The organism is Chryseobacterium sp. PvR013, from assembly GCF_017833095.1.
In the GTDB taxonomy this organism is placed as follows: Bacteria; Bacteroidota; Bacteroidia; order Flavobacteriales; family Weeksellaceae; genus Chryseobacterium; species Chryseobacterium culicis_A.
This window is the reverse complement of the sequence record NZ_JAFIBT010000001.1, coordinates 4670706-4686621: the sequence shown is the minus strand read 5'-3', so window position 1 is coordinate 4686621 and position 15916 is coordinate 4670706. Positions and strand designations below refer to the sequence as shown.

12 protein-coding genes are annotated in these 15916 nt (G+C 37.1%); 8 read left to right on the top strand and 4 right to left on the bottom strand.

The genetic code is table 11. The features are described from left to right. Positions 1–12: 12 nt before the first annotated feature. Positions 13–1494: a trehalase family glycosidase gene (locus JOE44_RS21315; RefSeq protein ID WP_209787356.1), complete on the bottom strand. Its 1482-nt coding sequence runs from the start codon at positions 1492–1494 to the stop codon at positions 13–15. 2 nt (positions 1495–1496) lie between these two features. After that, positions 1497–2726, bottom strand: a complete 1230-nt coding sequence (locus JOE44_RS21310) for an MFS transporter (protein WP_209787355.1) — start codon at positions 2724–2726, stop codon at positions 1497–1499. Positions 2727–2849: 123 nt separating this feature from the next. Between JOE44_RS21310 and JOE44_RS21305 the strand changes: the two genes are divergently transcribed. Further along, a complete protein-coding gene (locus tag JOE44_RS21305) occupies positions 2850–3755 on the top strand; it encodes an AraC family transcriptional regulator (protein ID WP_209787354.1) in 906 nt (301 codons plus the stop codon). Positions 3756–4134: 379 nt separating this feature from the next. Here JOE44_RS21305 and JOE44_RS21300 read toward each other — a convergent pair whose 3' ends face one another. Further along, entirely contained in the window at positions 4135–4689 is a 555-nt protein-coding gene (locus tag JOE44_RS21300) for a thioredoxin family protein (protein ID WP_034694944.1), read from the bottom strand. Between the two features lie 306 nt (positions 4690–4995). Between JOE44_RS21300 and JOE44_RS21295 the strand changes: the two genes are divergently transcribed. The 4 genes from JOE44_RS21295 to JOE44_RS21280 all read left to right on the top strand — a co-directional run bounded on the left by JOE44_RS21295 (position 4996) and on the right by JOE44_RS21280 (position 11922). Further along, a complete protein-coding gene (locus tag JOE44_RS21295; protein WP_209787353.1) occupies positions 4996–5592 on the top strand; it encodes a TetR/AcrR family transcriptional regulator in 597 nt (198 codons plus the stop codon). 361 nt (positions 5593–5953) lie between these two features. Further along, positions 5954–7114, top strand: a complete 1161-nt coding sequence (locus tag JOE44_RS21290; RefSeq protein WP_209787352.1) for an efflux RND transporter periplasmic adaptor subunit — start codon at positions 5954–5956, stop codon at positions 7112–7114. A 41-nt stretch (positions 7115–7155) separates the two neighbouring features. Continuing rightward, positions 7156–10338, top strand: a complete 3183-nt coding sequence (locus JOE44_RS21285; protein WP_209787351.1) for an efflux RND transporter permease subunit — start codon at positions 7156–7158, stop codon at positions 10336–10338. Positions 10339–10509: 171 nt separating this feature from the next. Then, complete coding sequence (locus JOE44_RS21280; RefSeq protein WP_209787350.1) at positions 10510–11922, top strand: efflux transporter outer membrane subunit; 1413 nt, start codon at positions 10510–10512, stop codon at positions 11920–11922. A gap of 227 nt (positions 11923–12149) precedes the next feature. Here the strand turns inward: JOE44_RS21280 and miaA are convergent, their stop codons facing one another. Further along, a complete protein-coding gene (miaA, locus tag JOE44_RS21275; protein ID WP_209787348.1) occupies positions 12150–13067 on the bottom strand; it encodes a tRNA (adenosine(37)-N6)-dimethylallyltransferase MiaA in 918 nt (305 codons plus the stop codon). Between the two features lie 174 nt (positions 13068–13241). Between miaA and JOE44_RS21270 the strand changes: the two genes are divergently transcribed. The 3 genes from JOE44_RS21270 to nadA all read left to right on the top strand — a co-directional run bounded on the left by JOE44_RS21270 (position 13242) and on the right by nadA (position 15880). Further along, entirely contained in the window at positions 13242–14099 is an 858-nt protein-coding gene (locus JOE44_RS21270) for a DUF1732 domain-containing protein (protein ID WP_105681422.1), read from the top strand. 84 nt (positions 14100–14183) lie between these two features. Further along, complete coding sequence (gmk, locus tag JOE44_RS21265; protein WP_105681423.1) at positions 14184–14750, top strand: guanylate kinase; 567 nt, start codon at positions 14184–14186, stop codon at positions 14748–14750. 110 nt (positions 14751–14860) lie between these two features. Next, positions 14861–15880, top strand: a complete 1020-nt coding sequence (gene nadA, locus JOE44_RS21260) for a quinolinate synthase NadA (RefSeq protein ID WP_034694934.1) — start codon at positions 14861–14863, stop codon at positions 15878–15880. Positions 15881–15916 lie beyond the last annotated feature (36 nt).

The window sequence follows — 15916 nt, the reverse complement described above, 5'->3', positions numbered from 1 at the left end:
TTATTGTTAGTTTCAGTTTTGTTGTAATTGTAAATACACTCCATTGGTCCAACCGAATCCATCCTGATTGGGGTATTCCCCGCCGCCTGCTATTGTTTCTGTGTCTAATGCATTGTATTTTTCCATCAGTTTTCCAGTGTTTTTGTAGACTCTTTCTACGTTTGAACACCAGTTGTCTTTAATTTTTTCTGCCAGCTCATTAAAGCCATAATTTTTCATTGCTTTAAAGCCCAGCCATTGATAAGGAGCCCATGCATTGGGAAGATCCCATTGCTGTCCTGAGTTTTTGGTTGTGGTGACAAGCCCGCCTTTATAAAGAAATTTTTCAGCAACCGCTTTGGCCACCGCTTCAGCTTGTGTATGGTCTGCAATTCCCAGGAATAAAGGGTAAAGAGCAGCAATATGTTCAGACGGTGTTTTTGTGTTTTTTTTAGTGTGATAATCTTTATAATTGTTAGTATTTCCATCCCAGAAATATTTATTGATCATCTGTCTTCGGCTTGCTGCTCTTTCTGAAAAATAATTTTCTTTTTCACTCAGATTGTGAAGCGCTGATGATTTCGCCAAAGTTGTTTCCAAATGCCATAAAAGACAGTTCAGATCAACCTGTGCAAGGTTCAGCGTTTCTATCGTCTGTATATTTTCTCCGTCTGCGAACCATCTGCTGGAAAAATCCCAGCCGGATTCACAGGCACTTCTTATATTTCTGTAAAATTCATCTCCTGAAGTTTTTTCATGATCTTCAATATCGATCAGGTAACTTTCAGGGCGAGGTGCATTTTCTGCATCGTAATAACGGTTCAGAATATCTCCGTCTATTGTTTTAACTACTCTTTTTACACTGGAATTGTTTTCAAGCCATTCTTCACCATTCATCCAGAAAGCATATTCTTTTTCCAAAGTGTCATGGTATTCTGTATAAATTCCTTCGTCATTTGTGGTTTCAAAAAGAAGATCCAGCATTAATGAAAAATAGGGAGGCTGTGATCTGCTCAGGAAATGAGTTCTGCTGGCATTGGGAACAAATCCTACGTTTTGAATCAGATAAGAACAGTTCTCAATAATGTTATTCATCATTTCTACTCTGCCGGAAGCTTTTAGCCCAAGCATAATAAAATAGCTGTCCCAATAGAAAAACTCATTGAAACGACCTCCAGGAACAATGTAAGGTTTTGGTAATTTTAAAAGCGTTCCTTTTTCTTCATAGGCTGTACGGGTTAATTCATCCCATAATTTCTCAATATGTTCGCCAATAGGAAGTTGTTCTTCTCTGTGTACGGAAACTCTTGCTCCCAAAAAGTCAAAATGAGTCATCACAAAATCTTTCAGATCAAAACCTTCAGTATTTTTTGTTTGTTCATAATCTTCATTAATCTTTGCAATGGGAAACAGAGGAACTGCATCCGTCATCATTTTCTGATCTTCAAAAATTTCAGATCTCTGTACATCATCAAACAGACTTTGAATTTCGTTTATGTAAAGCTGATTACTCATTGTTATTTTTTAGGATTAATTTTTAATTTATTCATGAAAACCGCTGAGGTGATCAGTAATGAAAGCGGAATCAGGGAAAGGTAAAATGCCTGTTGTCCACTAAACTCCTGAAACACAAAACCGGTAATGATAGAACCTATAGTTCCCCCGATTGCTGAGAAAACAACAATCAGTCCTGACATGGCACTGTGTAAATATTTGGGGATGGATGCCAGAATTACAGAATTAATGCTCGGATAAATAGGTGCCAGCAAACCTCCCATTAAAGGAAATAAATAGACAACCAGAGGAGCATTCGCCCAGTTTGTATTCTTATCAATAGTAATATTATGTGTAAGGGGTAAAACCAGCAGTAAACTAATAGCAAAACCTACTACACAAAAAGAAACAACATAGATCCAGCTGAATTTTTTGGAGAAGAATCCCGATAAAAATCTTCCCAATGCAAAAGCTCCTGCCAAAACCGCTCCTGCCTGAATACTCATTGAGGTAGGCACTTTTAAAATCTCTTTATAAAAAGTAGGAGTCCATGTCTGAAAACTCTGCTCTACCAATACAAAAAGGAAAGCACATAATAAGAAACACAACACTTTTTTATAACTGAACAGGCTTGCACTGTTTTTTAAATCTCCCAAAAGATCTGTTTTCTCACTTTTAACTTCCTGCTCATTGAGTTTTGAAAAGAACAGGAATAAAAAAGATAAACTTGAAAGTGCTCCCAGCACCCAATACACATTCAGCCATTCGGTAGATTTCGGATTGTGATCATCAATATATAAACTGAATAATACATTTCCCGCCAATACGCCAATCATAAAAAAGCCTTCCAGAAATCCCATGAAACTGGAATGTTCTTTATCTGTTTCCGTTACTAATCCAATAGAAGTAAAAACTGATATTTTGATCAGTGCAAAGGAAACTCCTACCGTGGCAAATAATAATTTAAATACCCAGAAATCATTGGTAAATGGCATTACAAAACACATACAGCTTACCAGGAGTAAGGCGGTCAGCATTGATTTTTTGATTCCTATTTTAGGAAGGAATGAAGCCAGAATGAAAGAACATATGGCGATTGGAAGATCTTTGAAACCTTCCAAAACACTGGCCGAAGATTTTGAAATCCCAAAATTCTGCTGTACCTGTAGAATAACTGTTCCTACAGAATTCAGAAGAATTGCGAAGACAAAATAGTTTAAAAATAAAACGGCCTTGATGTTAATATTTTTCATTCAGGTTATTTCTTGTCGGCTAAGATAGAAGCATTTCTGTTAACGATAATTTAACACAGTAAATCAATATTTGAACTATATTAATATATTTAGTATTTTTAGTAATTAAATATGATTAATTAAATGAAAGTTACTTTTGAAAGGGTGATCCCAAATGAAAAGAGCTCGTTCCGTACCATTCATAATAATTCCCCTATTTCAGAATTTAAATGGGAGTATCATTATCATCCCGAAATTGAGCTGGTATGTGTCATTTCCGGGAACGGAACCCGCCATGTAGGCTACCATAAAAGTAATTATACGAATGGAGATCTGGTATTGATCGGATCCAATATTCCCCACTCCGGATTTGGACTGAATTCTATTGATCCGCATGAGGAAATTGTACTTCAGTTCAAGGAAGAAATCCTTCAGTTTCCCCAGCAGGAGGTAGAAGCCAGATCTATTAAAAATCTGTTGGAACTTTCAAAATACGGGATTCATTTTCATCAAAAAGTAAAAAAGGTAATGCTTCCCAAACTAAAACTGATGCTGGAATCAGAAGGGTATAAAAGATATTTACTATTGCTTGAAATTCTTTTTGAGCTTTCAAAATGTGAGGATTATGAGCTCTTGAATAAGGAAATCATGCCCTATACCATTATTTCCAAAAACAAAACCCGCCTTGAGAATATCTTTACGTATGTGGAGCATCATTATGACAAGGAAATTGATATTGAAGATGTTGCAAAACTGGCCAATCTGACTTTACCTGCTTTCTGTAATTTCTTTAAAAAAGCCACCCAGATTACGTTTACAGAGTTTGTAAACCGCTACAGAATTAATAAAGCATGTCTTTTGATGGCACAGGACAGATCTATTTCAGAATGCAGTTATCAATGCGGCTTTAATAATGTCACCTATTTTAATAGGATGTTCAAAAAATATACAGGGAAAACGCCTTCAGAGTTTATCAAGAACTACTCTCACAATAAAGTCAATATAGATTTAAAGGTTGAAAAAGAGGTTAAAAGTAAGGTGAGTTTTTGATAGTGTAAAGAGACTCCTACAGAGTGACAAGGTTGGTGGATAGACCATATCTCGTATTTGTCATTGCGTAGGAATCCAGACTCTCTTCAAATTTTGTAATAATTTACAATAAAAGATATGCAGAGACTCTTACAGAGTGACAAGGTGTGTGGATAGACCATATCTCGTATTTGTCATTCCGTAGGAATCCAAGCTTAACTCAAATTTTACAATGGGTTACAATAAAAATAGGATAAGCTATACTGAGACTCCTACGGAGAGAAAAAGTGTGTGGATAAGCTGCAAGTATTATGTTGCAATCAACAAAAAAGCCACTCTAAAAAGAGCAGCTTTGTATTATTGAGTAAAACCAGTAACTAAATAAACCAGCAACCAGCAATTATTTCCATTTAATATTACATCCCATGCTTGGTCTCTGGATTTCTTCCTGAGCTTCTCCAGCTAAAAGATTTTCAAAAGCGATGATTAAATCTTCACCGGTTACATCTTTATTATTTCCAGGTCTCGAATCATCCATCTGTCCTCTGTATACAAGATCAAGCTTGTCATCAAAGAAATAAAAATCAGGTGTACATGCAGCATCATAAGCTTTTGCTACAGCCTGGCTTTCATCAAATAAATATGGAAAATCAAATCTTCTCTCGATTTGGAATTCAATCATTTTTTCCGGAGAATCTGCCGGATATTTTTCAATGTCATTTGCATTAATGGCGATGAATTCAATTCCACGCTCGTTATAATCTTCGTATAATTCATTGATCTTGTCAATCACATGCAGAACAAACGGGCAGTGGTTACACATAAAGATCACCAAAGTACCTTTTTCTCCTTTCAGTTCGTCCAAAGACTGAAGTTCATTCGTTTTTGACGGGTTAGGAAGTTCAAAAAACGGAGCCTTTGTTCCTAATGCCAGCATATTTGAGGGAGTATTCATATCCTTATTTCTTTACCGGCAAAGATAATTATTTCTTTTGTTAATTGAGCCGAGTTCTGAAACATGCATTTTATTTTTGGTAGAGGATGGAAGCTGGAAGATAATAGGGCTTCAAAAATAGTTATAGTCAAATTCTATTATTAAATTTATTTACCCCTGAAATAACTTCCAGCCCCCATTCTTCCAGCTTCCAGCCTTTGATTTATTTTCTTTAAATAGTCAGCAAGTCTATAAAACTTACAATATCCTTTGGAACTTATATCAAAAAGTTTGTAGTTTTGCTAACGCTGTTAGTAAATAAATATCATGGGTCTACATGAACGCCGTCAACGAGAAAAAGAATCCATCCGTGCAAATATTTTGCAGGCTGCTTTTACGTTGGCTAAAACTGAAGGCTGGGGTTCGCTTTCTATGCGTAAGATAGCTGATGCTATTGAGTATAGTGCACCTGTTGTATATGATTATTTTGAAAATAAAGAAGCTATCCTATTTGAAATTTCTTTAGATGGCTTCCACAAATTACATATAGAATTATTAAAAGCTCAGCAGAAACACGATACTCCGGAAGAGCAGCTTGTTGCTATTGTGGATGCTTACTGGAACTTTGCTTTTAAAAATAAGGAATATTACCAGCTTATGTTTGGTCTTGGAATGCAGTGTTGCGGAAAAGGTCAGATGAAAAAGGAATTCTCATCATTTCAGGAGCTTATCTATGAATGTACTTATGAGATTATCAAGAAAAACGGATCCAATCCGGACAATGCCTGCCATATGTCTCATGCTCTGTTTTCTGCGGTACACGGAATGATCTCTATTATGATGATGCGTACAGCTGATATTCCTGCAACAATGAATAAGACTACATTGGACGAAACTGTTTCGGCTTTCATTAAGTCTTTGTAAATTTTTTTTGAATTAAAAATTAACACCGTTAGGAAACTTAACACCGAATAATTAAAAGTATTCTGTTATTCCTGATTAAAACTCAATCATTTATGAAACCATTCATAGAATTCAGTTGTTAAAATTAGTCATTTTTTGCTTACGAATTAACACTGTTAGTAAAATTAACACACCTTACACCATCATTATACACTTAAATACATTAAAAACAATTTTCAATTATGGAAACAATCGACTTTATCGGACATTAAAAATTCTGTAATTTTTTTTGAACTAATTATTAACACTGTTAGGAAAAAATACAGCATTTATTAAAACACTTTACTTACCTCTAACACTTCATTAAAAAAATTAAACCAAAATGAAAATACCTGGAAAAACAAGGTTTATTGTACTTATTGCAAGTATAATTCTTTTACAGAGCTGCACAAAAGCCGCAGAAGGAACCAATGCCGCACCTCCAGCTCCAGAACTTCCGGTTTATACCGTTATTACATCACCCGCAACTACATATCAGGAATTCCCAACTGCTTTGGAAGGGAAAAACAACGTAGAAATAAGATCTCAGGTAGACGGATATCTGGATAGAATCTATGTGGAAGAAGGCGCTTATGTAAGAGCAGGACAACCGTTATTTAAAATAGATTCAAGAAGCTACGGTGAGCAGATGAATATGGCTCAGGCAAATCTTCAGGCTGCGAATGCCAATATCCAAAAAGCAAGAGTGGAAGTAGAAAGACTTCAGCCACTGGTTGCTGCAAAAGTAGTTTCTGATGTACAGCTTAAAACAGCAAAAGCCAATTATGATGCCGCTGTTGCCGCTGCTTCACAAGCCAAAGCCTCTGTAGGAAACGCAAGAATCAATGTAGGATTTACAACGATTACAGCTCCAGTGAGCGGTTATATTGGAAGAATTCCTTACAAAAAAGGAAGTCTGATCTCCAGAACAGATGTAAATCCATTGACATTATTATCTGATATCAGTGAAATCTACGCGTATTTCTCTTTAAGTGAACTTGACTTCATTGCGTTCCAGAATAAATATCCGGGAGCAAGTTTAGAAGAAAAGCTTAAAAATATGCCAATGGTAGATCTTGTCATTGCTGATAACAGTACTTACCCTGAAAAAGGAAGATTAAGTATTGTAGACGGACAGTTTGATAAAACTACCGGAGCCATCAGTGTACGTGCCGTTTTCCCTAATGCCAACGGAACTTTAAGAACCGGAAACACAGGAAGAGTGCGTATGCCTCAACTGATCTCAAATGCTGTAGTAATTCCTCAGGAATCCACATTTGAAATTCAGGATAAAACCTATGTATATGTGATGGATAAGGATAAAAAAGTAATGGGAAGACCTATTAAAATAGCTGGAAAAACAGAGAGCTATTACTTTATTTCTGAAGGACTTTCCCGTGGAGAAAAAATCGTATTCACAGGAATTGGAAACTTGAAAGATGGTGCTTCCATTAAGCCGAAAAATATTTCTTCTGACAGCTTATTAAAAGCAAAACCATTATAGTCCCTTTTCCCAATACAGAAGACTAAAAAAATAAACTTCTTATGTTAAAACAATTTATAGAAAGACCGGTCCTTTCAACGGTCATCTCCATAATACTCTTATTATTGGGAGCTTTGTCTCTCTTTAATTTACCGATTGCCCTTTTTCCGGATATCGCTCCTCCAAGCGTTCAGGTAACGGCATTCTATCCTGGAGCGAATGCTGAGGTTGTTGCACGTTCGGTGGCTACTCCTATTGAGGAAGCAGTGAACGGTGTGGAAAATATGACCTACATGACTTCTAACTCCAGTAATGACGGTACCATGACACTTAGTGTATACTTCAAGCAGGGAGCAGATGCTGATAATGCGGCGGTAAACGTACAGAACCGTGTATCGAAAGCAATGAGCCAGCTGCCTCAGGAAGTAGTACAAGCCGGGATTTCAACCCAGAAAGTGCAGAACAGTATGATCATGTTCATGGGATTAACCAGTGAAAATGAAAAGCAATACGATGAATTATTCCTTCAAAATTATCTGAAGATCAACGTAATTCCACAGATACAGCGTATCCCGGGAGTTGCACAGGCTCAGGTATTCGGTACAAGGGATTATTCCATGAGAATCTGGCTGAAACCGGATCGTCTGGCATCTAACAGCCTTTCTCCTCAGGAAGTTTTGGGAGCGATTAAAGATCACAACCTTGAAGCCGCTCCTGGCCGTCTTGGACAGGGAAGTAAGGAAACTTACGAATATATCCTTAAATACAAAGGGAAACTGAATAAGAATGAAGATTATGAAAACATCGCGATCAAAGCGAACAGTGATGGTTCTTTCTTAAGATTAAAAGATGTTGCACGAGTAGAATTCGGATCTTATACATATACTGCCACCAACAGAGTAGACGGAAAACCGGTTGCCGGATTTGCCATCTTACAAACCGCAGGTTCCAATGCCAATGAGATCCTGACCGAAATTGAACAGCAGGTGAAAGTAATGGAAACTACCCTTCCAAAAGGAGTGAAGCCTATTATTATGTATAATTCCAAAGACTTTTTGGATGCTTCGATTCATCAGGTTGTAGAAACGCTTGTTATTGCTTTCGTCTTGGTATTTATTGTGGTATTTATCTTCCTTCAGGATTTCAGATCTACATTAATTCCGGCTATTGCCGTACCGGTAGCGATTATCGGAACATTCTTCTTCCTGCAGTTATTTGGTTTCAGTATCAACATGCTTACCTTATTTGCATTGGTACTCGCCATTGGTATTGTAGTGGATGATGCCATTGTAGTAGTGGAAGCCGTCCATTCTAAAATGGAACAGACAGGAATGCCTGTAGAGCATGCAACGATGCACTCAATGAGTGAAATTTCTGGAGCCATTATTTCCATCACACTGGTAATGTGTGCCGTGTTTATTCCGGTTGGTTTCATGCAGGGACCTGCAGGAGTTTTCTACAGACAGTTTGCCTTCACACTAGCGATTGCAATTTTAATTTCAGCAGTGAATGCATTAACCTTGAGTCCTGCATTATGTGCGATGTTCTTAAATGATCCTCAGGGAGAACACGGTGAGCATGGTCATAAAAAAGGTTTTGGAGCAAGATTCTTCAATGCTTTTAATGCCAGCTTCAACAGCATGACGAGAAAATATATCTATAGCCTTAAGTTTTTAATTAAAAACAAATGGGTTGCGATAGGAGGCCTTGTTGTCATTACAGCTGCAAGTGTATTTTTGATCAAAAAAGCACCGTCAGGATTTATTCCTACTGAAGACCAGGGATTCGTACTTTATGCAGTGAATACTCCTCCGGGAAGTTCACTGGAAAGAACACACAGAGCAACCGCACAAATTGATAAAATTATCAACGGTGAAAAAGCAACCAACCACCTTTGGGTAGCAGATGGAATGAACTTCATCAGTAATGCCAACGCTTCTCCCTATTCTGCTGGTTTCATTAAGCTTAAAGATTATGACAAGCGTGGTGAAATGAAAGATCCTGATCAGATTGCAGCAACATTAACAGGTAAGGTAAGCCAGGTAAAAGATGCCAATGCATTTTTCTTCAACTTCCCTACTGTACAAGGTTTCGGTAACGTTTCCGGATTTGAATTCATGCTTCAGGATAAAACGAACGGTTCTTTTGAACAATTGGGTACAACCACTCAACAGTTCATTGGAGAATTGATGAAAAGACCTGAAATTGCTTTTGCCTTTACCACATATGCCGCAGGAAACCCTCAATATACCATTGATGTGGATACTGATAAAGCCAACCAGCTGGGTGTTTCTGTAACAGAACTGATGCAGACTATGCAGATTTATTTCGGTAGTAGCTTCGTATCGGATTTCAACAGATTCGGAAAGTATTACAGAGTAATGGCACAGGCAGATATTCCTTATCGTACTGACGTCAACTCTCTGGAAGGGATTTATGTAAAAAATAAATCCGGAGAAATGGTGCCGGCAAAAACACTGGTTACGTTAAAAAGATCTTTCGGTCCTGAAACGGTAACAAGAAATAACCTTTTCAACGCAGTAACGATTAACGGAACTCCAAAACCTGGTTACAGTACCGGAGATGCCATCAAAGCTGTAGAAGAAGTTGCTCAGCAATCACTTCCAAGAGGATATGGATATGAATGGACAGGGATTACCCGTGAGGAAATTAAAACAAGCGGACAGACTGCCTTTATTTTCTTCTTAAGTATTCTGTTTGTTTACTTCTTACTGGCAGCACAATATGAAAGTTATATTCTTCCGTTTGCTATTATTCTTACGATTCCTACAGGGATTTTTGGAGTATTTGCCTTCACAGGATTAGCCGGAATTGATAACAATATTTATGTTCAGGTAGGATTGATCATGCTCGTAGGACTATTGGCGAAAAATGCCATCCTGATTGTGGAATTTGCTGTACAGAGAAGAAAAGCAGGGAAAACATTAATTGAATCTGCCCTTCAGGCATCAAGATTACGTCTAAGACCGATCTTAATGACCTCTTTTGCCTTCATTGTGGGAATGCTTCCGCTGGTATGGACGCAAGGTGCATCTTCAAAAGGAAACCACTCTATCGGTTATAGTACAGTAGGAGGAATGCTTACAGGAGTAATATTCGGGATTTTTATCATTCCGGTGATGTATGTAATATTCCAGTATCTGCATGAAAAAATGCCAAGCAGAAAAAAGAAAAGACTTCTGAAAAAACAAATGGAGGAAGAACTTTTAGCTGCTACACACTAATAAAAAAATGAATTACAAAAACTTAGGGAAAATTTTAAGATCATAGGTTTACCTATTTACCTGCCTGATCTTAATGGTTTAAAAAAGCTGATTATTTTCTCCTACTAAAGACAATTTTTGCCTCTATAGAGACCTCTCTAAGTTTTGTATTCAACTAAAAGTTTAAAAACTATGAAACGAGTAAAAAATATTATTCTAACATTTGTGCTGGCCATCGGCTCTGTTTCGTGTGTGTCTAAACTGGCATACACGGAGCCTGAGCTTCCTCTTCCGGAAAAGTTCCAGTACACCGCAACTGCAGACACCGCCAGTATAGCCAACCTGGAGTGGAAACAGTTCTTCAGCGATCCTATTTTACAGGAACTGATTGAAAAAGGAATTAAAAATAATTATGACCTTCAGATTGCCCTGAAACAGGTAGCTGCTTCACAGGAAAAACTGAAACAGGCAAAATATATGCAATATCCGGACGTTGGATTCGGAGTAAGCGGACAGATTTCAAGACCTTCCAAAAACAGCATGAACGGACAAAGCTTAAATTTATTTTTAGGTTCAAGCCATGTTGAAGATTATAACGCAGCCTTCAACCTTTCATGGGAAGCTGACATCTGGGGAAAAATCAAAAACCAGCAGGAAGTTTCAAGAATGCAGTACCTTCAGACCTATGAAGGTTCAAAAGCAGTTCAGACTCAGGTAGTAGCAGCTATTGCACAAGGATATTATAATTTGTTAATGCTTGACAGACAATTGGCTATTGCAAAATCCAATCTGGAACTGAGCAGCAACACCCTATTGATCACCCAAAAAATGTGGGAAAGTGGTGATAATACCTCTTTAGGAGTTCAGCAGGCAGCCGCACAGAAACAGGCAACAGAACTTTTGATTGCCCAACTGGAACAGAATATTGCCATTCAGGAAAATGCACTGAGCATTTTGACAGGTGAATTGCCTAATAAAGTAAACAGAACCATAGAAATGTCTGATACCTCTTTACCTCAAAACATCACAGCAGGACTTCCGGCAGCTATGGTAAGCCGCAGACCGGATGTTCGTCAGCAGGAATTGGTTCTATTAGAATCCAATGCGATGGTAGGTATTGCGCAGGCTAATATGTATCCGGCATTGAAGATTACCGCTAACGGAGGGGTAAATTCATTCAAATTTGATAACTGGTTCCAGATTCCGGCTTCGTTATTCGGATCAGTTTTAGGAGGACTTACCCAGCCTATTTTCCAGAAAAGACAATTAAAAACAGATCTGGAAGTAGCAAAAATTCAGAGAGAGAAAAATGTTCTGGCATTCCGCCAATCGGTACTGAATGCAGTAGGTGAAATTTCAGATGCTTTGGTTTCCAATGAAAACTTAAAAATTCAGGAACAAAAAGCCTCTGAGCAGACCACTACACTGAAAGACGGAATTAAAAGTGCACAACTTCTTTACAAAGGAGGTTCAGCCAATTACCTGGAAGTGATTACAGCACAAGGGAATTCCCTACAGGCAGAGTTGAATCTGGCTTCCATTAAAAGACAGAGATTAAGCAGCATTGTAGATTTATACAGAGCTTTAGGCGGCGGTTGGAAGTAGTAAATTAAATTATATTTGTTAAGGTGCGGTTCTTTTTGGACCGCATTTTTTTACGATTTTATTGATGAAATAAATGATCATTAAACCATTAAGAATATTTAAGTTGTTAAGTTTAATTAAGAAAAATCAAATAGATTTTTAAGAATACTTCATAATGCGAAGCTTTCTTAATATTCTTAACACCTTAATAGCTTCTTCATGGTTTAAAATGATTCAGGCAAAATTTATCATTGAAATTGCTCTCCAATCCATTTCAGCAAGTCTTCAAAATCATTTTGAGAATACCCGAGTGGTAAATAATGAATATCATCCGCCTTTCTATACCACGTCAGCTGGCGTTTCGCATACCTGCGGCTATTTTTTTTAATTTCTGAAACCGCAAAATCAAGATCCCACTCTCCGTCAAAATACTTGAAAAGTTCCGCATATCCTACTGTATTTAAAGCTGTCAGATCCTTGAATTTTTCAAGAGCTTTTACCTCATCCAGCAAGCCATTTTCCATCATCATATCTACTCTGCGATTGATTCTGTCATACAGTTCTTCTCTTGGCGCTTCAATTCCGATACGGATCACATTGAAATCTCTGCCATTCTGGGAAACCGAAATATGTTCAGAATATTTTTTATCCGTTTGCCAGATAATATCGATTGCTCTCAACAGCCTGCGATGATTGTGAATATCTACCACATTGAAATATTCCGGATCCAGTTCTTTTAAAATATCCTGAAGTTTTTCTATCCCTTCCTGCTCCATCATAGTCTGAAGTTTCTCCTGATTTTCAGCGTTCGCTTCCGGAAGATCATGTAAGCCTTCTATTACTGCTTTTTCATACATCATACTTCCACCGACAAGAATAACAGTGTCATGAGTGGTAAAAAGTTCATTAAGTTTTTGAAGCGCATCTTCTTCGTACTGCCCGATAGAATAATATTCTTCCACTGAAAGATTTCCGATAAAATGATGAGGGGCACCCGCCAGTTCTTCTTCAGAAGGTGCCGCTGTTCCTATTTTCATTTCTTTAAAAAACTGGCGGGAATCACATGAAATAATCTCCGTATTGAAATGCTGAGCCAAATCAATTGCCAATCTCGTTTTACCAATTCCGGTGGGTCCCACTACAGAAATTAAATTTTTCTTTTTCACGGCGCTAATTTACGAAAACGAGTTTATTTAATTTGCTGGAAGATGGAAGCTGGAGGCTGGAAGTTAAAATTAGATCTATAACAATCTTCCTGCTTCCTACCTCCATCTTCCAGCCATTCAACATTAGCCAAACTATAGACTTAAATGATTATCTTTGTAGAACAATAAAAAACTATGATTTTATCAATGACCGGATTCGGTAGAGCCGAAGATGTTTTTGAAGGAAAAAAAATTACAATAGATATTAAATCTCTGAACAGCAAGAGCTTTGATTTGAATATTAAAATTCCTTTACGTTATAAAGAAAAAGAATTTGAAATCAGAAAAATTCTTAACGATAGAATTATCCGTGGAAAAGTAGACTGCTACGTTAATATTGAGAATCTTGAAGAGTCCAATGATGTAAAAATTAATAAAAACTTAATTGACTCTTATATCAAAGAACTTAAAAATATAGCTTCTGACGGTCCAGATTTCGAATACCTTAAAATGGCGGTGAGACTTCCTGATGCCATTACATCAAGACCAGATGAATTGACGGATGGTGAATGGGAAGCTTTGGCTAAAATTGTTAATAATGCTATTAACAAATTCGAAGAATTCAGAAAAACTGAAGGCAGCATTTTACATGAAGAATTGAACAGGAATATCCAGAATATCGACAAATATCTTGGCGAAGTAATTCCTTTTGAAGAAGAAAGAATTGTAAGCGTGAAAGAGCGTTATCAGAAATCTTTAAAAGAATTTGAAAACGTTGATGAAACACGTTTCTATCAGGAAATGGCTTATTTCACTGAAAAACTTGATATTTCTGAAGAAAAGGTAAGACTTACCCAGCACTTAAAATATTATAAAGAAGTAATGGATAATGAGTCTTTCAATGGAAAAAAACTGGGCTTCATTTCTCAGGAAATCGGAAGAGAAATCAATACATTAGGGTCTAAAGCCAATCATGCAGAAATCCAGAAACTGGTTGTGATGATGAAAGATGACCTGGAAAAAATTAAAGAACAAACGTTAAACGTATTGTAAGATAGATGCGAGTTACGAGATGCGTGATTGTCATTCCCAACAATGGACTCCCAACTCGAAAACCGTAACCCGAAATTGTAAAAAATGGATAAAGTAATTATATTTTCAGCACCATCAGGGAGCGGAAAAACTACATTGGTAAAGCATTCACTGGAAACATTTCCCGAATTGGCATTTTCAATCTCATGTACTACAAGACAGCCAAGAGGAAGTGAAATTCATGCAGTGGATTATCATTTTCTGACACCTGATGAATTCAGACAGAAAATTTCTGAAGAAGCTTTTGTAGAATATGAAGAAGTATACACTGATAAATATTACGGTACTTTAAAATCTGAAGTAGAAAAAATCTGGAATCAGGGAAAAGTTGTTATTTTTGATGTAGATGTAAAAGGAGGCATCTCTCTAAAAAAATATTTTGGTGAAAAAGCACTGTCTATTTTTATAGAACCCCCTTCCATTGAAGAATTGGAACGAAGATTGATCTCCAGAAACACAGATGATGCAGAAACCATCAAAACCCGTGTTGCCAAGGCAGAAGAAGAAATGACCTACGCCAGCGAGTTTGACAAGATCGTGATCAATGAAGATCTTGATGCAGCTAAAAAAGAAATAGAAAGTTTAATAAAAAGTTTTATAGAAAGAAACTAGAAGTTAGAAATTAGAAGTTAGTTTTTTTAGTGTCAGGAAAATTATCCTCATTTTGTACTAACCTCTAGTTTCTAATCTCTAACTTCTATAAAGAAAAAATTGAGGTTGATATGAGTACCGAAACATTAGAAAAAGCTAAATCTGCAATTCCTGTCAGAGGATTTCTGGATATAAAAGATATTGCTATTCCTCAGGGAGAAGAATTGGTGAAAGCCATTCTTAAACTTAAAGAGGAAAAGAATGCTGTTATTCTGGCCCATTATTACCAGCCGGGAGAAATTCAGGATATTGCTGATTTCCTGGGGGATTCTCTACAGCTTGCAAGACAGGCAAAAGATACAAATGCTGATATGATCGTATTCTGCGGAGTACATTTCATGGCAGAAGCCGCTAAAATTCTGAACCCAACTAAAAAAGTAGTTCTTCCTGATACCATGGCCGGATGCTCTCTGGCAGACGGTTGTTCCGGAGAAGGATTAAGAAAAATGCGTGAACAGCACCCGAATGCTTTAATTGCCACTTACATCAATTGTAACGCAGAAACTAAAGCTGAAAGTGACATAATCGTAACAAGTTCAAATGCTGAAACAGTAATCGAAGCCCTTCCGAAAGACAGACCCATCATCTTCGCACCGGATAAAAACCTTGGAAGATATTTATCTAAGAAAACGGGACGTGATATGATCCTTTGGGATGGAAGCTGTGTAGTACACGAAGCATTTTCAATGGAAAGAATTGCTCAGCAGTTAGCAGACAATCCGGACGCTAAACTCATTGCACATCCTGAAAGTGAAGAAGCCGTTTTGAAGCTGGCTCACTTTATTGGTTCTACTTCTGCCCTGCTGAACTATGTAGAAAAAGATGACTGTCAGAAATTCATCATTGCTACAGAAGAAGGGATTCTTCACGAAATGAGAAAACGTGCTCCTCACAAGGAACTGATTCCTGCATTGGTTTTTGATGAAAGCTGTAACTGCTCAGAATGTTTCTACATGAAACGTAATACAATGGAAAAATTGTATTTATGTATGAAGTATGAACTTCCTGAAATTCTTATCGACGAAGAATTAAGATTAAAGGCATTGAAACCTATCGAAGCCATGCTTGATCTTTCAAAAAGCATAAAATAAACAAAGAGGCTGTCTCTGAAAGAATTTACTTTTTTG